At 38.7% G+C, this 21,166-nt stretch carries 25 protein-coding genes; 15 read left to right on the top strand and 10 right to left on the bottom strand.

What is annotated here, in order from left to right; genetic code table 11:
• Positions 1-48: 48 nt before the first annotated feature.
• Entirely contained in the window at positions 49-3,231 is a 3,183-nt protein-coding gene (locus tag JFY49_RS16650) for a hypothetical protein (protein ID WP_200224946.1), read from the top strand.
• A 122-nt stretch (positions 3,232-3,353) separates the two neighbouring features.
• Positions 3,354-6,149: a type IV secretion protein DotL gene (locus JFY49_RS16645; RefSeq protein WP_200224945.1), complete on the top strand. Its 2,796-nt coding sequence runs from the start codon at positions 3,354-3,356 to the stop codon at positions 6,147-6,149.
• Between the two features lie 40 nt (positions 6,150-6,189).
• Here JFY49_RS16645 and JFY49_RS16640 read toward each other — a convergent pair whose 3' ends face one another.
• Positions 6,190-6,390, bottom strand: coding sequence for a hypothetical protein (locus tag JFY49_RS16640; protein WP_200224944.1), 201 nt, complete (start codon positions 6,388-6,390; stop codon positions 6,190-6,192).
• Positions 6,391-6,784: 394 nt separating this feature from the next.
• Between JFY49_RS16640 and JFY49_RS16635 the strand changes: the two genes are divergently transcribed.
• The 9 genes from JFY49_RS16635 to JFY49_RS16595 all read left to right on the top strand — a co-directional run bounded on the left by JFY49_RS16635 (position 6,785) and on the right by JFY49_RS16595 (position 12,357).
• A complete protein-coding gene (locus tag JFY49_RS16635; protein WP_162900306.1) occupies positions 6,785-6,958 on the top strand; it encodes a hypothetical protein in 174 nt (57 codons plus the stop codon).
• 86 nt (positions 6,959-7,044) lie between these two features.
• On the top strand, positions 7,045-8,133 hold the full coding sequence (locus tag JFY49_RS16630; protein WP_200224943.1) for a DUF6685 family protein: 1,089 nt from the start codon (positions 7,045-7,047) through the stop codon (positions 8,131-8,133).
• A 12-nt stretch (positions 8,134-8,145) separates the two neighbouring features.
• The gene (locus JFY49_RS16625) at positions 8,146-8,652 is read left to right on the top strand and encodes a hypothetical protein (protein WP_200224942.1); all 507 of its coding nucleotides are present in this window, start codon (positions 8,146-8,148) and stop codon (positions 8,650-8,652) included.
• Positions 8,645-9,187 (top strand): hypothetical protein, encoded by a 543-nt coding sequence (locus JFY49_RS16620; protein WP_005005928.1) that lies wholly within the window; start codon positions 8,645-8,647, stop codon positions 9,185-9,187. Before JFY49_RS16625 ends, JFY49_RS16620 begins: the two co-directional genes overlap by 8 nt.
• Positions 9,184-9,555 carry a hypothetical protein gene (locus tag JFY49_RS16615; RefSeq protein WP_005005929.1) on the top strand — a complete coding sequence of 124 codons (372 nt, stop codon included), beginning with the start codon at positions 9,184-9,186 and terminating at the stop codon, positions 9,553-9,555. The genes JFY49_RS16620 and JFY49_RS16615 overlap by 4 nt, the downstream gene beginning before the upstream one ends.
• 9 nt (positions 9,556-9,564) lie before the next feature.
• A complete protein-coding gene (locus JFY49_RS16610; protein WP_200224940.1) occupies positions 9,565-9,984 on the top strand; it encodes a hypothetical protein in 420 nt (139 codons plus the stop codon).
• Positions 9,985-10,016: 32 nt separating this feature from the next.
• The gene (locus tag JFY49_RS16605) at positions 10,017-10,442 is read left to right on the top strand and encodes a hypothetical protein (protein WP_227557112.1); all 426 of its coding nucleotides are present in this window, start codon (positions 10,017-10,019) and stop codon (positions 10,440-10,442) included.
• 276 nt (positions 10,443-10,718) lie between these two features.
• Entirely contained in the window at positions 10,719-11,231 is a 513-nt protein-coding gene (locus tag JFY49_RS16600; RefSeq protein WP_043041524.1) for a hypothetical protein, read from the top strand.
• A 241-nt stretch (positions 11,232-11,472) separates the two neighbouring features.
• The gene (locus JFY49_RS16595) at positions 11,473-12,357 is read left to right on the top strand and encodes a hypothetical protein (protein WP_227609681.1); all 885 of its coding nucleotides are present in this window, start codon (positions 11,473-11,475) and stop codon (positions 12,355-12,357) included.
• 55 nt (positions 12,358-12,412) lie between these two features.
• Here the strand turns inward: JFY49_RS16595 and JFY49_RS16590 are convergent, their stop codons facing one another.
• The 5 genes from JFY49_RS16590 to JFY49_RS16570 all read right to left on the bottom strand — a co-directional run bounded on the left by JFY49_RS16590 (position 12,413) and on the right by JFY49_RS16570 (position 15,601).
• Positions 12,413-12,790: a hypothetical protein gene (locus tag JFY49_RS16590; protein ID WP_005005978.1), complete on the bottom strand. Its 378-nt coding sequence runs from the start codon at positions 12,788-12,790 to the stop codon at positions 12,413-12,415.
• A 13-nt stretch (positions 12,791-12,803) separates the two neighbouring features.
• Positions 12,804-13,163, bottom strand: a complete 360-nt coding sequence (locus JFY49_RS16585) for a hypothetical protein (RefSeq protein WP_005005980.1) — start codon at positions 13,161-13,163, stop codon at positions 12,804-12,806.
• A 532-nt stretch (positions 13,164-13,695) separates the two neighbouring features.
• Positions 13,696-14,646: a hypothetical protein gene (locus JFY49_RS16580; protein WP_200224938.1), complete on the bottom strand. Its 951-nt coding sequence runs from the start codon at positions 14,644-14,646 to the stop codon at positions 13,696-13,698.
• An 11-nt stretch (positions 14,647-14,657) separates the two neighbouring features.
• Entirely contained in the window at positions 14,658-15,128 is a 471-nt protein-coding gene (locus JFY49_RS16575) for a hypothetical protein (protein ID WP_005005983.1), read from the bottom strand.
• Between the two features lie 65 nt (positions 15,129-15,193).
• Positions 15,194-15,601: a hypothetical protein gene (locus JFY49_RS16570; protein WP_005005986.1), complete on the bottom strand. Its 408-nt coding sequence runs from the start codon at positions 15,599-15,601 to the stop codon at positions 15,194-15,196.
• Positions 15,602-15,822: 221 nt separating this feature from the next.
• Between JFY49_RS16570 and JFY49_RS16565 the strand changes: the two genes are divergently transcribed.
• A complete protein-coding gene (locus JFY49_RS16565; protein WP_005005987.1) occupies positions 15,823-16,116 on the top strand; it encodes a hypothetical protein in 294 nt (97 codons plus the stop codon).
• Between the two features lie 194 nt (positions 16,117-16,310).
• Here the strand turns inward: JFY49_RS16565 and JFY49_RS16560 are convergent, their stop codons facing one another.
• The gene (locus JFY49_RS16560) at positions 16,311-17,114 is read right to left on the bottom strand and encodes a DUF4942 domain-containing protein (RefSeq protein ID WP_005005990.1); all 804 of its coding nucleotides are present in this window, start codon (positions 17,112-17,114) and stop codon (positions 16,311-16,313) included.
• Between the two features lie 146 nt (positions 17,115-17,260).
• On the opposite strand from JFY49_RS16560, the gene JFY49_RS17675 reads away from it, so the two are divergent.
• Positions 17,261-17,383: a hypothetical protein gene (locus JFY49_RS17675; protein WP_265092683.1), complete on the top strand. Its 123-nt coding sequence runs from the start codon at positions 17,261-17,263 to the stop codon at positions 17,381-17,383.
• A gap of 81 nt (positions 17,384-17,464) precedes the next feature.
• On the opposite strand, the gene JFY49_RS16555 is transcribed toward JFY49_RS17675, so the two are convergent.
• Genes JFY49_RS16555 through JFY49_RS16545 form a run of 3 tightly spaced genes read right to left on the bottom strand, consistent with a single transcriptional unit; the run spans position 17,465 to position 19,136 of the window.
• Positions 17,465-17,995: a hypothetical protein gene (locus JFY49_RS16555; protein WP_063454715.1), complete on the bottom strand. Its 531-nt coding sequence runs from the start codon at positions 17,993-17,995 to the stop codon at positions 17,465-17,467.
• A 34-nt stretch (positions 17,996-18,029) separates the two neighbouring features.
• A complete protein-coding gene (locus tag JFY49_RS17590; RefSeq protein ID WP_024160922.1) occupies positions 18,030-18,779 on the bottom strand; it encodes a hypothetical protein in 750 nt (249 codons plus the stop codon).
• 12 nt (positions 18,780-18,791) lie between these two features.
• On the bottom strand, positions 18,792-19,136 hold the full coding sequence (locus JFY49_RS16545) for a hypothetical protein (protein WP_024160923.1): 345 nt from the start codon (positions 19,134-19,136) through the stop codon (positions 18,792-18,794).
• Between the two features lie 256 nt (positions 19,137-19,392).
• On the opposite strand from JFY49_RS16545, the gene JFY49_RS16540 reads away from it, so the two are divergent.
• Together JFY49_RS16540 and JFY49_RS16535 are read left to right on the top strand one after the other, a co-directional pair.
• A complete protein-coding gene (locus JFY49_RS16540) occupies positions 19,393-19,758 on the top strand; it encodes a hypothetical protein (RefSeq protein WP_024160924.1) in 366 nt (121 codons plus the stop codon).
• 295 nt (positions 19,759-20,053) lie between these two features.
• Positions 20,054-20,830 carry a hypothetical protein gene (locus JFY49_RS16535; RefSeq protein ID WP_200224937.1) on the top strand — a complete coding sequence of 259 codons (777 nt, stop codon included), beginning with the start codon at positions 20,054-20,056 and terminating at the stop codon, positions 20,828-20,830.
• Positions 20,831-21,166: the final 336 nt, after the last annotated feature.

The following is a 21,166-nucleotide window of genomic DNA, read 5'->3' as shown; positions in this document are numbered from 1 at the left end:
GTCTAATCAAAGATAGACGTAGAAAGGTGAATTAATAAAGGTGTTTAAATGAGTAAGAAGAAAGCTGAGAAGTCTGGTTATAATAAGACTGGTTACTCCAAGATTGAAATTATATTGATGTTATTCCTACAAAGCATGAAAGCTGACGTAGAGGATTATTGCGATTTAGAAACAGTATCGGACGAACATACGTTTGTCACAAAAACTGGTGCAATGATTACGATCATCGAATATAAGGGGATTAAGAGTTTAATTAGTGGTGATGCATTCAGCCGTCAAATTGGTTTGATGACGAGCAACATGCGTAACTACTTCAAAGACCGTGGACATACGATTCATCTAGCGTTCAAAGTAGACCATGAGACGCCATACGCGATTCATGACTTGAACACCATGCAAAAGGCGACCACGGCGCGTTGTGCGATGAATCTAGACATCATCATTGATGAAATGACAGAAACCATTTCAGGCGGTGTATTTAACGAAAGCTGTTATATCGCTTTAATCTCTGAGCCAACCTTACTATCGCCAATCGATAAAGCTCAAGACTCAAAAAACCGTAAAAAGCTACTGTCGCAAATTACAATGCCAAGTACGGTCAATGCTCAAGACATGCTTAAATCATCGGACAGCTTATACGTACACCATGAGTCTTTTGTCTCACAATTCTTAAACTCACTCTCAACTGAAGAATTTCCAGCAATCTATGAAGTATTGAATGTTGTTGAAGCTGGTCTAACGATTAAAAAACAAATTGCCTCACATTCAACTTCAGATGACTTCACCTTGTCTGTGCCGATGTTGAATACACGCTTACCGATGCGTTGGAAAGAAATACCATCAGAACATGATGCGTCACACGTTTTGTATCAACCGATCTCAGAACAACTCATGACGAATGCGATCTTACCTGGTACAAGTCAAGGTTCATTCTATCCAGTGGGAAGTGTTATCACTGACGGCGTAGTATATGCGCCATTGATGGTAGATATATATCCAGCTAAGACGAATACGTTTGAAACGCTATTCCGCTTACTACACCAGGCCAAAACGCACGACACTAACGGTAACATCCGTTCTATCCCATATGCGGTGAGTTACTGTATTACTGGTGATGGTATGGCTGGAACCATGATGAAACGCACGTTATCAAGCGTTATTCACTTTATGACGGCACAAAACAAAGCCATTCGTAATGCTGGTAACATTTTGATGGCCACTAAAAATGACCTAGATCAAGTAGACACTGTTGCTGGTCTGCAAATGACCATGATGACATGGGCACCGAATACCGAAGATGGTGTAAACATTCTTGTAGGACGGCGCCAAAAGCTTTGGAAGAGTTTTGAAGCGTGGGGCGGTGCAAAAGTCATGGAACAGGCTGGCGATCCTATTTTGACTTGGGCATCACATATACCGGGCTTGATGGTACGTAATCACGCACCTATTTCACCAGCACCGTTGTTTGATGTGTTCTACATGTTACCGCTGACACGTATTAACTCACCATTCCATAAAGGGCATCAGCTCAACAAAACCTTAGACGGTAAACTGATTATTCTTGATTCGTTCTCAAATGAAGTGACTGTATGGACGACTATTAACATTGGTAAACCGGGTACGGGTAAATCGGTCACAATGAACAAAGGCATGCTTGAGGACATCATGATGCCTGGTAACGAACGTATCCCGTTGACCTATATTGTCGATGTGGGTGAGTCAAGCCGTGGGTTAGTAGAAACAGTGCAAGATTCATTGCCTGAAGAGCTACGTCACTATGCCATCTATAAGCGTATTAAAAACTCAAAAGAAGAAGCGATTAATCCGCTTGAATTCAGTATGGGCTTACGCTACCCGTTGAACTACGAAATGCGTCAAATGACAGCGTTTTTAAGTTCATTGGTAACACCGCCTGAATTGAAAGGGCAACCAGCCAAAAACACTTCTGACGTTATTGGTGCGGTCCTACGCCGTACATTCTATTTTGCTGATGATACGAATGCTGATCATAAAGCACGTAAGTACATGCGCTTTGCAGATCCAGAACTAGATCGCATCATGGAAAAACACGGACTGATTGAGCCACATTCTGAACAAGGTAAGGATATTTCTTATTACGCTCTACGTGATCTTTTCCATTCAATGAATGAGATCCGTGGACGCACGTTGGCTCACCGTTACGCAATGCCGACTATTGGCGATATGATTGAAACACTTTCTGATTCATCAATTTTAGATGTTTGGAGTGATGTTCATATTGATAATGAACGAGCACTGGACTTTTTGGCGCATCAGATTATGGCTGCACAAAATACCTATCCAGCATTCTTCTATCACACCAACTTTGACATTGGTAACGCTCGTGTAGCTTCTATCGACTTAAACGAAGTTGCGACATCATCAGATCCTAAAACTACATCGCTATTCTTCCAGATTGTACGGATGTTCATTAAACGTAAGTTCGCCGTGAGCCGTGACGATATTCCAAAATTCCCACAAGCTTATCGTGAATATGCAACCCAACTGATTAATGAGCTTCTTGAAGACCGCAAAATTATGTCTTATGACGAATTGCACGTTGCGAAAGGCGATCCAATCCTATTAGAAGAATTGGCTGAAGACGCACGTACATTGCGTAAATGGGGTGCTCGTCTTAACTTGGCATCTCACAAAGTAGAAGACTTTAAAGACTTGGTGGGCTTTGCTACGGCGTATGTGATTGTCGATCCTGGTACACGCGAATCTCGTGAAGCTATTCGTGACAGCATCGGTCTAACTCAACTAGAAATGGATGCGCTTGGTTCAGGTAACGTAGGTTTCTCAGATCAAGGCTTAACGTACTTCAGTAAAATTAAACTCGAAAAAATGGAATGTTCGGGCTTATATACCGTTTCACTTGGTCCAATCCTTTTATGGTCACTCAGTACACATCCCGATGAACGTGCGCTCCGTAACTACACGTATGACCTTATCGGTGAACGTGGTAAGGCGTTGAAGGTCCTTGCACAATTCTATCCAAAAGGTGCGAAGAACCAGATTAAGACACGGCGTACCATGATTGAGAAAAATGCCAAAAATAAAGGCACGGACTTTGACGAAAACAAAGCAACTGCTTCAGTGATTTCTACCATGGCACAAGAGATGGTTGTTGAATATCAACGCTATGAACTTGAGCAAAACATGAAGAAAAAATTACTGAACCAACGTAAGTCTGAAGTTGTTTCTTCTTAACTCCAATCAGCTATATAGATTTGCGTTAATTGGTATATACATTGAAGTGCTTGGATATGGGTAAGGTCGTTAAACAACGACTTTGCCTATTATCCTGAAGATAAAAGAGTAGGTCGCAAAGTATGGCTTCTACACAAAAATACGGCACACAAACAAAGTTCAGACCTAGTTCGCTTAAGCGTGATACACGATCAGGCTTAGAGAAAATCCATTTAAAACTTACAGCGCCAGACGGCGCTAATTATTTGGTTGGCGTTCTTGGTGCTATTGCAGTTATTTTGTTTGTTGTTCCGTTTGGCGGTGAGATATTTATAGGGATCGCGTATTACCTATTAAAACGCTACACACATCCGAATGATTACTTTTTTGAGTGGCCATTCCGTGCGCCGTTGCATTCAAACTCACTGGATGCGTCAACTGACATTACATCACGCGTAAAAGATGACGTACTGGACAATCCAAAAGCCTTTTTGGAATACGCACGTACCAATCGCGATAAGCTACAAGGTGAGGGTGTGACTTACCTTGGTCGTTGCCGTGAAACTGGTCTACCTGTTTATGCATCCAACTCCGATGACCGTACACATCAAATTGTGTTAGGTACTACGGGTTCGGGTAAAACAGAATACATGCTAGGTAACTGTGCCAACCAGTACGTACAAAACTCAGGTTATATCTTTGTAGACGCAAAAGGTGATACCAAGGCTCAACAAGACCACTATCGTTTATGTAACCGCTTTGGGCGTAATGAGGATCTATTAACGATCAACTTCATTACCTCAGGTCGTAACATGCTACGTGCACAAACCGACAAGATGACCAACTCAATGAACCAAATGAGCAACACCAGCTCAGGGATGTTGATTGAATTCTTGATCAACTTGCTTGATGACTCAGGCGGTGGCGGTGGTGACATGTGGAAAGGTCGTGCGATGGCCTTTATCGCTGCACTTACACGAGTTTTGGTCTATCTACGTGACAATGGCTTCATTCAGCTTTCACCAAAAGTATTCACGCAATACATGGAACTTGAAGCACTTGAAGAATTGGTATTTTGTCATAACGATAAATACGGGATTGACTTTGAACGTGTGGCTGAACAGCTTCAAGGCTACCTCGTTTCATTACCTGGTTATTCAAGCAACCCTAAAAAGTTAAAGAAACAAGAAACCAAAACCCGTGAGCAACACGGTTATATCACCATGCAGTTAACCAAGGCGATTAACGACTTGACGTTTAACTATGGTCACATCTTTGGTGTAGAGCATGGCGGTGATATTGATATTTTTGACGTTGTACTTAACCGCCGTATCTTAACTGTGCCATTACCAGCTCTTGAGCGTTCACCAGACTCACTCAAAATGCTCGGAAAATTAATCATTGGCTCAATTAAACAAATGATGGCTGGTTCCCTTGGTAACAAAATGGAAGGTTTACGCCGTGCCATTATTGACGCACGACCAACCAACGCCTCTACTTCATTTAAGCTATTTTTGGACGAATGGGGCTACATCGTTATTGTCGGTGCTTCGGTTTTACCAGCTCAGGCACGTTCGCTTAACTTCTCTATTACGTTCGGTGCTCAAACATTTGAAGATATTGAACGTGGATCTAAAGAGGAAGCAGCTGCTACATGGGGTAACACGACCGTTAAAGCCATTGGACGTACTACTTCGGGTGCTGAAAGTACAACATACAAATTGGTTGATGGTTTTGCTGGTGAAGAGTGGCAAGGTAAAGTTAACTCAATCAATATGTATCAAGGTCTAGTATTCAACCGTTCGGTACCACAAACAGAAGTCCAGTTCGCCAAAGAAAAACGTGTGACAATTGAACAAATTGCCGGACAGCACAACGGCGAATTTACCTTGCTCATATCAACTAAAGGGGAAGGTGGTAAAACTTCAGACGTTAAAATCGTATCAATGTTGGCGTTCTATGTGGCTGGTGATCAACCCAAGTACTTACGCTTAAATGACCTTTGCCCAATCTTCAATATCCAAAAATCTGAAATCTACGATCCTACTTTAAAAATTGAAGACTTCATTCATGAGATTGAGGAAAAACACACGCTACTGACAGACAACAATTCATCTGCCAATGTCACGGCGCTTGGTGATTTTGAGATCTGCAGAAAGCTCAATAACACCTTGTACGAAAACAACAACACGGTAAAAGACTTTACTCAAGATTTTGTACATCAGATTCTTGAAGCAAGACGTCTTGAATCCATCACACCTGAAGGGATGGCACCTGGTCAAAGAACAGTAATGTCTTCGTCCACGGCGAAAGGTGAAATCTCCAAAGAACAAAAACACCGTGAAAGTATTGTTTCAGCACAAAAAGAAGCAAGTGATAAAGACCAGACTATTGAGAACCGAAAACAGTTGCAGTACTTCGGTAGGGGTTCTGATATTTCACCTCAAGTAGAAGCTGGTGCTTACAACAATGCGGATCTTGATGCTGAATTTAATATCTATGGTGAACGTATAAGCGAACCTGAACAGGCTCAACAGGAAAGTGATGCTGAAACTGTGACTCGCGCCGTTATCACACCAATGAACTTGGACAGCTACTATGATGAATTGAAAGAGATCCTAATGGGATATGAGGATTTAACAGTAGCTCCAATTACTGAATATCAGCTTGTTCAGATACCACGCCATGTAAAACCTGAAGATCAGACACAATACATTGCGGAAAACAAAGCCAGTCTTGATCAAGCCATCTCACATAGCACTCAAAATGAAATGGAATTCGTAGAACAACAGTATGCAGCTAAGTTTGAAAAAGCTTTGATGAAAAACCCGTTCTCGCACGAATGCGTTACTTTTGAAAAATTGTTGGTGATACTTGGTTCAAAAGGTTCTTCAGCTTCATTACGATCAGGCATTACAATCAAAAAAAAGGATGACTAAACGCATCCATGTAGAAGACATAAGGCTGGTTATCCAGCCTTTAGTTTTTTTTGGTGAGCTGTTTGTACTTAATACGCCTTAATTCATCACTCGGCATGTATTGGGCTATTTCATATTCGCTCTTATACGGCGTTTCATTGAATATGGCCAATAACAACAATTGCGACAGCGGAATGGCTTCAGGCACCATCATTTCGATTAAGCGAAACTTTTCAGACGCATTCACATCAAATGCAACCAATAGCGCCGTATATGGAATGTGGCGATCTGCAAGTGATAAATCGGGGTAAATAGGTTGGTCCTAGTGCTAACGTTTGAAAGTCATACATATTCAAGCAAGAGATAGCTTTAGGTACATTGGATAGGTTCACGGCGTAAGATTCAATGTTTGAACACATATTGGCATCCAGTTTGGTTTTAACCCTAGTTTAGATGCATTTTAATATAATAACTTAGTTTTAACGTGCGTATTCTTAAACATAACTAAACCACTTCTTAAAACCTTGTTTTGTTTTAGGCTTAATCGGTATATACCATTTCATAAAAAGTTTAATGAACTGTGTTTTACCCTTTACAATTCTTAATACATCAATTAAATTGCCCTTAAATCACATCCAATATACAGGATATAGGCAATGACTAAAGAACAGCTAGACGACTTACAAACACTTGGAATGACTGACTATAAAACACGTTTACACGTTAAAGGTGTGCGAATTGTTGAAGTGCAACAGTACTCAAAGTCTGTCGATAACAACGCCGTACAACCACTTGCAACTAATACCACTCAACCGCAATTCTTAAATTAATTTTCCAAAAAAATACTTATAAGCACTTTCTGTATTAATATATCTTTATTAGTTTTAATAAAGCATTAATCAATGGAGTGCTTAAAATGTTAGACACTTTACTTTCGGTATTTTCACCAAAACATAAGCTTTATAAGAATCTCAAGCTAAAACCCTTTATTGATACCCGTTTAGTCAATTCTGACAGCATCGCCACGACCGATGTTTTCCCTTTTCATCAAATCAAAGATTCTCTTTGTATGACTGGTATATCTCCTACTAATTTTGTACCAGGCAAAAACATTGTTTTGAATCCACATGCCAAAGATAACGATTCCATCAGCTACCTTGGTCAAGATACGCAAAATCATAAGCCGATTTACATCTCTCCCTTTGCTGAAGAATTGGCTGAAGTATTTAACCCGATTTTTTCAGAAACCATTCATCTTGAAACACCATGCTTACTTGACCTATCTGAAATTGGGGGCTTCTCAAATTCCAAGTCGGATTTAAGCCAGTACCGTAGCATTGATGATTTTGTAAAAAACGCATGCCCTGATTACATTAGTGATGTGAGTATGGAAAATTTAGAACGAATGTTGTTATGGCCAGAAATCCGTTTATTGAACTCTCCAGATACAACCACTGATCATTTTTTTATCTATGGCTGGAGTCCTAAGATTTTTGTTCAAAATTCTGGTGGATCACATCACATGGCTGCTGCACATTACTTGGCTAAGAAACTGAGCCAATGTGTGCCGATTCAAGGCAAAGTAAGTTTGAATCTAATCTCAAATAAAGCACTTCAAAACTTTGATTCAAAATACGCTGCGTTCGCCGTGCCAGATGATGCATTGATTGATATGGGGAATGATTTATCAGAATCAGGGCTTGAATATCAGCTGGTGTTTTTCCGTGAACGTGAAGTTAATTTTATCTTCTTCAAAAAGAATGATCAGAATGCCCGTGTTATTTCGCTATTCAACAATCTGCATGCTTCATTGAATGGTGCATTAAAGACGGCGGTTCAAGCGCAATTCAAAAATGAAGCACTACTCACCATCATGAGTGCTAACCTCTCTGATACATCAAAAGATCAATTTTTTAGCACACGCCCTCACTTGGCTGAGATCTACAATCACGTTCAAAACGAAATTTGTTTGAGTGGTCCTAAACCGACTAGCCCGACAATCTAAGGGGTAGGGAATATGGATCACCAATCATCAACTACACCACATGCACTCATTCTCGGTCTGACACTTGAACAGGCCATTTCTGTTTTAGCAAAGAAACCCGTTGATGCTACCCACTACAACTATCTTGAAGATGACGAGTACAACACCTACGTCATGATGAAACCTGAGTGGACTAGTCTCAACAAACATGCCTACCTACATGTAGATGGCTTAACCCATGAGCGTAAATGGATGTTTATGCCGAATGCTTCAGGTGAGTACAACTTGCTAGAGGGCTGTATTGACCTATTTGAACTTAACCAGGCCATCGAACAGCAATATCTTGTGTTTGAACAATTCCTGAATAGCCACGGCGCACCGTTCCGCAAAGTTGGTGAGAAGTTTTCTTTTGTCACTCAACTTCTCTTTGATGCATGGGTGATAGATCCAGAACGTGCGATTCAAAAACTTCATGAGATGAAGGAAACAAAAATCTCATTACAAGTGCCTTGGCTTCATGGGGATAGTCAGCATGATTGATACGCAAAATACTAATGAAAACATTGCTTCAGAAATTGAAGCTCGTAGCGCTTTTGAAAATAGATACGGCGTGGTCGGTAGTCTGTTGGCCAGTGGCAACTATTCTTCTTGGGTGCATCAGGCGAAATGGGAAGCTTTTCGTGATGGTTGGATGCAAAGTGAAGTAGAAACTAAAAAATCTATCTATCAAATGCAAACACCAGCCATCAGCGATGACCAATTGGAAGTGGAAAAATTACTGCAGTTGCTCGATGACTTTTGGAATAAGAAATGGGGCGATTGGAAATCATCTGCAGATATGGTGGCGCAAGGGGAGGCAAATGCCTATGAACATGCGAGAGGATTGCTTGAAACGGCGATAAAACAAGATGAAGCCACATGCCAGTGGTTACGCAATCAATTGGCAACGATTCAAACTGAATTGGATGCTTTTATCACATTCGTTAATGAACACCTTGTTTACCATGAAAGTGATGGTCCAGATTTAATGTCGAAGATCCAGAAGCTCAAACATTTGATAAAGGTTAAACCATGATTACGGTTCAAATAGAGATGTGTGGCTTTGGGATTAAACGGCGTTGGGAGTTTGGAGATCCGCGCCGTGCGCCAATTACAGTTTTAGAAATGGGCTTCATTAAGGTTTGTAAAATGCGTGGTGATAGCAAACTGGTTGAGTTCATGAGGGGTTATGCAGACGACAAAGAATTCAACTGGCATCCCAAAGTTCGCATTGCACGTAGAAAAGCAGAACGTAAAGCCTATTCGTACTATGACAACCACTACAAACAGCAGATTAGAGAACTTTTCGATCGCCAAAATGTAGACCGCCAAAAACAATATGAATTGGAACGCCAAAACAAAGCGTTATTGGCTGTTATTGAACTTAAAAAAGAACAATCGTAGGTATATACCATGACGGGAATTGAATATTTTCAGAAGTATGGCTGGAGTCACGCCGTCCAGTCCGTTAGTCGAATTCCAAGTGAATACAACGAATATTCACCAGATCTCAAAACTGTTGTTGTAAACGGCAACTTTCGTTATGCGATGGCTGCGGAAATCAGCAAAAAGAAAACTGAAGTCTATGTTACTGAGCTCAAACAAATCATTGAGAGTGAAAAGCTACTAGAAGACTTCTTTAACTTGAATCTGGTTGGTATAGAAAAAGGCTTAAGTAATGCTAAGCGTGAAATGCAAGACATGGAAGAACAGGGGATTGTTGAATTCAACCATCGTTTTGATGACGACCTGACTTGCACCACGGAACGCATGAAACTTACCATCGCTCAAATAGACCATCTTTATCAAAACAACATTACAAAAAGTGAGTAATGCCCATGTTAGAAATGTTCCAAAATCAAACCATGCGATATATCTCTATTGCCATTGGCGTGATTAGTATCTTTATATTCCTATACCTACTTAAACTCGGTGAGGGGCTTGTCATTAGCCTTATGGTTGCTGTGTTCATATGTGGTTTGAGTTTATTCAAACTGAAAAACTACTATGAAAAAAATAACCCATACATCAATGCAGAACACCTTGCTTGGCTGTATGGTGAATTGCAAGAATATGACCAGGATCTATTCACAACTGTCAGCAATCTGACCAAGAGTACTGGACGTTTAGAATTGAGCCAGCTTAAATCAATCCGTAACCGCTATGCTTCTTCCATGAACGAAACTCAACTACAAGCATTGGCCAGTGAACATACTGAAGAAAGCAAATATCGCTTAGACCAGTACAACTACTCAATTTATGTGATGGATGAAATCATTAATCAATATTAATGGCTGTAATCTAATGGTGAGAAATATGAGTCAGCAAAAACAAATTAAGCAAAAAGTGAAGCTTTTAGATATATCCCCTCTATCCGCTTTTTTTGGATTTTAATGTCTGAACTCTCAGTCGTTTATGCGTTTTATTCGCCCTTATATGATGAATTATCGGGTGCCAACCTGATCATCATTCTTCATGCAATCTCTATTAACATCGCCGTGTTATATATCTGCTATACGCGGTATCAAATGTATAAAGAGCTACAAAACTATTGAAAGGTTTATAAAATGAACACAACTCTACCTATTCTTATTCATAGCGTTATTGGTGGTATTGGTGAACATCCAGATGCTAAAAAACGAAGCTTAGGATACGGCGCTATCATGCTGTATATACCGATTGAACATATGGTCGGTTCAGGTGTACTTAAGCTGATGATTGATGTGAATACACTGTCGATCTATGCGTCTGAAAATCCTAATTACCTAAAACAACCACATACCATCAATGAAGCTTCTCACTTGTGGAATGCATTGCGCTTTGACAGTGCTTCTAAAGCCAGTCGGAAGGTCATTCATGATAATGGGTATGTTGAGTGTTTGTTTTCCATTCCTATGAAGGTTCTTGAGCCATTTATGGATGCTGAATTGATTCAAAACGAATTAGGACTTCCATACATGGCCATCGATCAAACTGACAAGTCGAAATGCATGCCGATTTGGTATGATGATGTCAGTAAATCTACCAATCAATTTATTGATGGCAACTACAACGATTATCCTGGTGTGCAGGCATCTTAAATTTTTAAGAAAAGTTTTTAGCTTTGATGGTTTATTAATATATTTATATCGACCACATTGGCGATGATGAAGAGAACAGACTCAATATGGCCCGTTTAATGGGCCACATTTATTTTTATAGATTAGGGATGCCAACGGCGTGAAAACAAAAATCATTTTAAACATCATTTTGTGGACCTTAACCGTCCTAACTTGTTTTGCGTGGATTGCCTTTACGTTTATTCAACCAGTTGGCTACACCATGACTTTTCTTGTTATTTTAATCTTGATGACAGTAGTGCTCAGCTGGTGCTTGGCAACACCTTATATTAAGACCAAAGACCGAACCAAGCGACTAGACGAAAACTTTATGCTACTTATGCTCTCTGTTGCTGTTGTTCCATTCCTAATGTTTCTACTGTCATATGGTTTTATATGGTGTTTCAAAACGCTAGAAAAGAAACAGTTCAACCATGACCATATTGCTGCGATGCTACCGGGTAGCAACTTCAATCAACTACAAAAGTTTGCCAAGGAAAACTACAACGCGCCACTTGTGTTAGGTGACTTTAACGAAAGTTGGGCTTTAACTTCCTTGGATATACCGCAAGCTTCTCCAGCTTCATTAAGATCTAGTACAGGATATTGCCTGGTGAATATGTCTAAAACCAGCATGAACACCATGTATAAAGCAGCAAAAACCGATGTAAGCTACAACGATTGGGAAATGCTGATATTAGCGCACGAGTTATCTCACTGTTTAGATCGTGCGACCGATGTGCCTGGTGAACTTGGCCAGCCACTTAAAGCATTAAATTCAATTGCGCCGTCTGATCGGTCCAAAGTAAAGATGGATGATGTATCTACCTTTGTAACGGCTGAAAGTAGCGGTAAAACTCAACTATGGCGAGAATCTTATGCGGATCTGTTTGCGGTAGGTTTTATGTCACTTGATCCAAAATACGATACTGCAGCGTTAAGAGAAAGCCTGATTAAATTACGTGAAAAACGTAAGGCACAAGATCCAACCCATAATTCGGTGTGTTGGTTGCAGTATTCTAAGAGTCAGCCTTTCCCACAAAAAGGTTCGGATGTTTTTTCTTGGGCAAATAACATCAGAATTAAAGCGCCGTGCGAGTTGAAATAACTTGTCTTCAGACAAATTAAAAGCCCGAATTTCGGGCTACTTTTATACCAGCTAATTAACAATAAAAGCCAGGGCTTATAGTTGGTGCAGACATATCATCATAGATGCAATCTATACTGACTGCAGGTTTATCAATGTGGCTAAATAAGCTTGGATTGACCAATTGATTTGTTAGCTTAGATTTTTCTATACTAAAGCCAACCAGTTCAACTTCACAATCACACACGTAATGGAATTTTGCCTTACCGTGCAACACAAATACATTAGGTGACTTCTCATACATCTTGAAGTACTCGGCTTGAGTTTGTGACAATGGAACCTCCAGCACCACAAAGCCATTTGGTACGACAAAAACTGCAGATCCATCATTTACTGAGTAAACGATGGCTTGAACATCAGAAGCACGTTCAAAACCCACACTTTTTTTTATCATTTAGATTACCTTTTTATATTGTAGCGAATGAACGTTGTAAAACAGATTGTAGATCTGCTTCATTTGTAATATTCGCCTCGAGCGCAGCGTTTCGTACATCAGCTAGGTTTAACCAATGGCGGTGCTCAGCTTTAGTTTTTTCAATTTTGTGTGGTGTTCTTGGGTATTCCCAACTCCAGTAATGCTTTTTATAAATCTCCTTATCTTTCACAAGATACGCCTGTATAGATTGACTATCCTCATTAGTTGCATAGCCAACGCCAAAGTAAATATCTAAACCTTGCTTTAGTGCAGTTTGATAATCGGCTTCAAATTGAATAACAAGGGATTCAATCCTAGCTTCATGAGAAAAGATACTAGATAGTTTTAACATCACACGGCTCCAAGTTTAAGGCAATATGCCTCGAGATAAAACCATTATAACGGTCAAAATCCACTAAATTAGTTTATTTAAAAAAAACTTCATTAAAGTTAAACCCTTGAAGATTAAAACATACGGCGAAAAACTTAGGTTTATTATTCAATATTAATCAGACTTACTCAAATTTAGTCTAGATGAACTGATATTTTTAAAATTAAGGCTGCTTCGCGTTCCCATTTGTGAACAGATTCTCATTTTTGAGAATGAATTATATTTCATTTTTTGACTGACACTGGAACAATTAGCCATAGACGAGTAGGGGGTGGGTAAAGCCATATACCACATTTAAGAAATAACGCCGTAGTGGTGTTAATTCATTGTTAATTGAATATGGTTTGAATTAAGGCTTGATGGAAATGCATTAGTAGAATTATGGGTGCTGAATTATCAAAATTAAGTTTTGGATTATTTTAATCAACTAAAAAAACATCGTTTGCGTTTATAAAGCCAGCAGTTGATCAATTAGCTGATCAACGCAAGGGTATTAACCTTTTTTATGGTTTAAATACTTTTGAGTACGTTCTAATAATTTCGGGATGGTTTTTTCTGCTTCTTCTTGGGTGAGATGCAAACCATAAAATTTATTAGTTGTTCCGTAGCTTTCATTAAGTGCTGAATAGGGAATATATAAGGTGTACATGTCTTGTTCTACTGAGTACAACGTGATGAAGTCAGTCGTATATGAAAACTTGCCATTTTCGCTCTCTAGCTTGATTTGTTGGTGTTTAACGAGCTTGAGTGGTGAAATGCAGTCACCGCCATAGATCGCAACTGTGCCACGCTCTTTGTACAGCTTAATGAGTTTTTTGGCGCACTTTAACGGCTTGCCGTGTTTGTCCAATTTTGGTTGGTTGCGAACAAAGATGTTATAGCGAAGATTCGAGTCACCAAGCATTCCTCTTGTTGTTTCACTGATGGTCAATTGGCGTTTAGACTTCTTATAAAACTCTAATAAACGTTGCTGTAAATTGAACCGTGAAACACCACTTTCGATGTCAAAATTTAGACCTTTAAAAACGTTTTTATTACTGTTGTTTCCAAAGTAACAAACTGCATCGTTAAACATTTGCGTTAAGTTTGCAAAAATTAAGAGAAAGTCGTTTTGTGGGTACGGACGTTTTTGATACATGCACCCAAACTCACTGTCTGACAACTTATAAAAATAGGTGCGAACGCCAGTATAACTGCAAAGTGAATCATAAATGCGTGTGCCTTTAATTTGAATCTGAGTAACATAGCTAGATGAAAATTCAGGGGTAGCCCAAAGCATAGGGCTGAACAGGATGTCCTTCACTAATCCATTGTCGTATGCACGGTCGCCAACGCGACTTTTTTGGTTAATGCGGTCGTTTTGGGTGTAAACATGGATGTTCTTCAGCTCCAACGTTTCACGTTTGAACACGGTCTTTTCAGCGGTAGCAGTAGCGGTCGTCATGGTGAAGTTCCTTATCGGCTTAAATACGTGTGTGCAAAAATTGCTTGCATGGTTTTAAAAATTTGGTCTGTTTCAAAGTAGTCAGAAATTTGCTCTTGGAATGGGCTTTGATGGTTGCGAACCAACGTGCGAATCGCAGAACTATTTAAGGTGTCTGAGTTGGTAAAACCATTTTTTAGTACTTTGATCTCAAAATATGGGCTAGTGGATGCAATCACACTGACAATAATGTTGCCGTCTTGGTCTGTCTTAACTGACAAATCAGCAATTGGGCTTAGCTCATGGCGTAAAAAATACATATTGTCGGGGTTATAGATTGCTTTAAATCTGATTCCGTCTTGGCATATAGCGCAAAACAGTTCATTCACCGACTCAGCAGTAAAGATCGCCCCAAACGTCACAACAACAGGCCCGACATTTTTTTGCTGTTTTTCATCATGTTTGATGGTTAGCTCGCAATGCGCTGTAATTAGGTTTTGCATGGTTTATATCCTCAAATGTGATTCAGTGGCATACGCACGTTATCCGTGCGTATGGGTGAATTGAATTAAGAAAGTTCGCGTGACCAACAATCTTCTATACGGTCGTATGCGTAGCCGTTTTGAGCCATTAACGTGCAAATGTCTTCAAGGTTTTTGCCAAAGATATTTACTGAGGTAACTTGGTCGAGTACTGATGTATGACCAAAGTTTTCTTTTAATGTTGCAACATAGATTTCAACGTCCATGAAGAAGAAATTTGTTTTATCAGCCAATGTCGGCATGTGCTGTTGAAATTGAAGTTGAGCATAGTCACTATCCGCTTGAAGATCCGCAAGGGTTAAATCACAGTTGTTGTCGATGTAATCTGAGATTTCATCAAACAATGTTTCCATGTGAGCACCGCTAAAAGTTTTAGGGAAACCGATGTATAAAGTGCCTTGTAACTGTACTGATTGAGCGTTTAAATTTGACATGCTGTTCACTCCAAGTTTTAAGCTTTCTGCTTTTGATAGTTTCATTTTATGGGAAAACACAACCTGGCAAACCTTTCTCGAAAAATAAGATTTTCAATCTTTTTTTAATCAATTAAAAAACATCGCTTGCGTACTAATATGATTTTTCTATTAGCCGTATCGCCGTAATGCATTAAGAATAATTTAACGAGCAATTAGTTAATTAATTAAGTTTAATTAAATTGTTAAGTTTTAAAACATATGAAGATGAACCAGCTCAAGACCGTCTTGTGCTTGAAAACATCACCATTGCTGAAGCGATGAAGTTAGCTGAAAACAACGGATTCTTTAAAGCAAAGTACCAGGTGCTTAAAGTGATTCAATATTTTGATGTTGAATTGGTACTCACGGCGTCTGATGTTGAGTACTGTGCTGAATTACACCAGTTTAGCGGTGGCTATAACGTGACGGTGCTTGCTGATACACCTGAACAAGATCTTATTGCAATTCTCAATTCATTGGGGATATTGAATTAGAGCCATCTCGTGATAAGAGAATGCAGCTCCGAAAAATGGAGTCTAAATTTAAATCTGCCTTTAAGGGATATGATTTATCCCAAGTATCCATAGTGATATGGTCAGTGTATGTTCACCAGTGGCACGATCGCAAAATTAGTACCGTATATATCTAAAAAAAACCACAATAACAATTGATGGTTTTTTAATGAGCTTTATAAAATGGGTTCATCATACGCACGGCGTTTGTGTTTTACATTTGGATCTATGCCAATTTGATTCGGATATAACAGGTTTAATACCTGGTTAATGCGATCAACTACGCATTGATTAAACAAGATATGACAGTTACCGTTTTCGTAGATCTTAATGCGTAATAAATTATCATCAATGCTATGCCAGATACCACGATCTAACCTGAGTTTATCTAATCTAGTGTGGTCTAAAGGCTTGCCAAATAACTGCCTTGCTATAAAGCGTACTTCTTCCACTAAATTATCTCGTCTGCAATAAGAATGGTAGCTATTGTGATGAATGATCACGCACGGGTTAATACCAGCACCAAGATTGGTTTTGTATTTGCTTGATAATTGGCAAAACAATGAATCAACTTTACGAGCATATGCCATGTGGCGCGTAGACCAGATAGATTCTAAAAATACATTCACGTTATCCATCGTGAAATCTTCAATTTCATGACGAGCAATTTTATCTGACAACGCATCATATTCTTTTTCAGATATAAAGTTTCTAAGATTGATGATCTCAGTTAACTTCCTCCAGAAGCATGACGATATTTGTTTTAAAGCAGATTCTTCAGTATTGAATGATGATGAATATGATTTTCGGGTGATTGCACTCACAATCTGGTAAGCATCAAGTTCAATATCTTTGATGCTTTCATAAATAACCTTTATTGACGATTTTGCTTTTTCGCATTGCAAAATTAGCTTTTCGACTTCAATAAAGTCTAATTCAGATGCTTGCACTTCTCTTTTTATATTTACCAACATATTCATAATTGCCCACCTAATTAGCTTAATTGTCTATATAGATATTTTAATAAAAACCATGGTCATTAATTTTTTTTTAAAATTTATAAGCTAACTTTTTCACTATAATTAAATTAAATAAGCACAACGCTTAAAACTTGGTGTAGTGGAATATGGCTCAACCTTTAAAATTCCTTTTAATACCACTGGCTATGTTAGCCAGTGTTGTTGTTTTGGCTATTGCATTAAGCTTGGTTAAAAAACCTAATGGGTTGAAGAATCCAAAACCTTTTTAATCAATTAAAAAACACCGTTTACGGCCATAAATCTATGGCCATAAAAAAGAGAGGGCAAACCTCTCTTTTTTATGGATCTGATTAGAACAAATCTCTTTTAAGGTAATTGGTTACTTTTTGCTTCACCTTGCTGGCCATAAAGTGTGTGCTGTGAAGTCCGTTGTATTCGGTCACGCATTCAAAGCTTTCAAGCAATAGGCTTTCAGGTGAGATCCCATTCCATGCGTTGAACTTCTCCAGACCGTCTTCTGAGAGCAAATCATATTCAATCATTTCCTCAATTGCCTTGCGTTGTAGATTGATTGCTACATCCAGCACTTCACCCTCAATAAGTGCTCTAGCTTCACTTGGATTGAACATTCCAATACGGTGAGCTTCGGCAACAGGCTCAACCTGTAACGGTGCACTCACTTCAATTTCGTATACTTCGCCATCTTTGGGATGAAACAATACAACCTCAACAAAAATCACTTCAATAAAGTTGGGAACAGTCTTTTTTGCTTGCCCAATGATATTGATCACACATGATGGAACGCCACTATATGTAGCACTCTCGGTTTTCAAAAGGTGGCGAACTGTATCGGTACCAGGATTCAAATTGTGTAGTTGCATTGTCGTATCTCCAAGTTTTAAGCCATGAGCTTGATTAGTTTTGTTTAAAGTGTTCTGTGAACTCTGACCATGTTTCAGGGCGATCAAGAAGATCTGCCAGCTTCCCTAGTGTGCAATTGGTTAAGTAAACTTCCTTTCCTAATGCAGACTTTACCAATGGTTTTAAGCTGTTTGAAAAACGTCTTAGGCATAACACATGCTCTTTACCAGCATTATTGAGTATTGCCTCTTGTATGAGCTGTATTGCCGTATATACGGCTTTATCTGTGCCTACGCCTGAGTAGATCAACTCAGATCCAACCTCTAAACCATCTGTGACGATAAACGGTTCATTACATGACTTTGGTACTGGCATGTTATGGTCACGAGCAAATTGAATTGCCTTATTTAGATAGTTTTGAGCTTGTTCAACGGTCAATAGACAGTTGTAGACTTCACCAGTAGCGGTGAGTTTTGGTGCCGTGAATAATGGTTTAGTTGCTACTGTTGCTTCGTATTTTTGCTCTGGTGCTTCGTAGTAGTACCACAAGTCAAAATCAGTGCTGAAATCATTGTAGACTTCTAAATCAATCGCTTTTAAAAAGTCTTGGATAGGCTGAAAAAAAGCTACTGGTTCATCCATCCATACATCCTGGTAGGCATTGACCATTTCAGACAATTCAGCAAATTGCTGTCTACTTACCATATCGGGTATTTGACCAGATTTAAGCTGATTCAACTGTGAAAATAAAACTTCTCCGTCAGTAATACGCCCTGACTCAATGGCAAGTACAAGCTTATTCATGCGTCCAGTTCCTTAGTTCAATTCACGTTCAATAATGATGTGTCTAACGGTTTCGATCGCCGTCTCATATTGCGATGTAATCATTTCAGCCAAGCTATTCACTGATTCATATTCAAGGTGACTTAATGGTGTGAAATCCTCACCAAACTCTCTTAAAAACAGCGATTCAAAGTCTTCTGCTTCGGTATCCGCAATCGCAATAAAATCAAAAACCGTGCTTAACTGAAGGGTGCAGTTAGCATCAAAACTAAGGTGGTTATTCACCGCATCAGCTTTGACAAGTCCTATTGCCCAATCACTTAAAGGATTCGATGCAAAATGTTTTACTGATTTAGCGTCAACTGGTAATGAGTGCATAGGGGATCGCCTATCTATTGGAATAGATACATAGTATCAATCCTTAAAAGGTTTTAACTTTTCTCTAAAAATTAAAAAGTGAATTTTATTTTAATCAATTAAAATCAGCGTATGCGTTTTTAAGAAAGCTTAAAGTGGTTTTATAAGTCCTTTTAAATATTTTAAGAAAAGAATAATTGTTTTTAGAAAAAAAGTTTTAAGGGTTTTATTTTCTATAATTAAAAGCGAAAGGTGAATTTATTTAAGGAAAACCAAAATGATTTTAGGTGATATTTTAGCTCTTGCGATGGTTGGTACTTGGTTGCTTGCTCTTGATGAATACAAAGCAAAGCTTCTTGCATGGGGTCGCACGACATTTACGTTGCTAGCGATTACTGGTGTTGCAACCATCATTATTTCTTATGTATTTTATTCTACGGCGCAAATCGCATCTAAAGACTATGGCCAAGTAGTCGGCTGGTATGAAACCGTGCGTATTGCTGAGATCAGTGAACCATCGGAAAAAAAGGAACAAGAGATTCGTAAGTTTTATACGATCATGGCTCAAAACCCTAAAGAGCTATCTCACCGTGAGTTCTACAAGCTCCAAACACAATATAAGAATGTGATTTATACAAAGTAATCATTTTCCAGGCCTGGTTACAGGCCTTTCGTCTATTCAATCGTAGGATGTATTCAAATGTTGATTCAAGAAAAAGAACTCGCTGCGGTTATCAATGAGCTTGCTACGCTTAAAGATGAAGTTGATCACTCAGATTCAAAGCTATTGTGCAACTAATCTGTATGTGTCTACTTCACAAAAGGACCTGATAAAAAAGCGTAATGACCTACTGAATTACATGCAATCAGGTGAAGTTACACTGACCTGTATAGAAAGCGAAATGGCAATAGAGTTTTTTTTTGGGAGTTAGCCACTTATGAAAAGGGCAGAAATAGATAAAATACTAAACGAGTTGTTTTTTGAATTTAATGATAAAGCTACGGCGCTACTTGATGCTAGAAAAGTATTTGTAAACTTTGATCCAGAAGTTCAATTAAGCATATTACAGCTTAACCAGCATTCAGATCTTAATGCTGTACTTCCAGAACTACAAAAAGAGACTGATAAAGATCCTTTGTATTTAACACTATGCAATATCTATTGGATCAAGGTTTATAATCAGATTGTCAGTAAGAGTAACAATCGTTTAGAGGTCAAAACAATGTTCTATACGAAGTACTGCACACAAAACGGCAAAGTGTTTGGGCTTAATGCTGCACGTAAGGCACTATCTGTTATGAATGATCTTTCAAATAATTCATCACTGATTGATGTGCTTGCTAATCAAGTCGGTATATACGATACGATATGGAGTTTTAAGTTTGTTGAGAAATCACCTAAAACACGTATTCATGGTACTGGTATCAATAAGAAAAGAAAAATAGACCAATGTTTCAATATGGTTCGTACTTTTGAACAAATAGCTAAAACAATTAATTTAAGCATCAGTGCTGATGAGTCATTGTTAGACATTGATGAAAAAAATTTTGATAAGGCTATCGAGGAATTAACAACAAATCTAAATATGAATAAAGGGTATTACATTCGTATTAACGAACATCTTGAAATTCAATTAGCGAAAACGGCAATCACTATTTACGTAAAGTTTAGTGAAATAGCATCAGGCAAACTTAATAAGTTATATGGGCGATAGGTGAAGGCATGATTTTAAGTGGTCCAAGCAAAGATTTTTTTAAACGTAGATTCTTCCAAAATCACAAGGTTTTGAAAGTAATGCTATACATTTTTTTCATGGCTATTTTTCCAATACTACTTAGTGTAATGGGATTTTTTATTTCAACCAATATTGGTACCATTTTTAGCTTTGGTGTAGTCGAACATTTTTTTCTTTCTGTTCCTTTGACATTGGGGTTCTTCATCTTCGGACTGTGTTTCTTCCTTTGGCTAACTAAAGACTAGTAGGTATTTACTATGACTAATTCATGCGCCATTAATAAAGAATACTACTTTGCTGTTCGTTATTCCTGGT

It is taken from the genome of Acinetobacter sp. CS-2 (genome assembly GCF_016599715.1).
Lineage (GTDB): Bacteria > Pseudomonadota > Gammaproteobacteria > Pseudomonadales > Moraxellaceae > Acinetobacter.
Note: the sequence above shows the minus strand (reverse complement) of the source record. Positions and strands in the feature narration are given on the sequence as shown.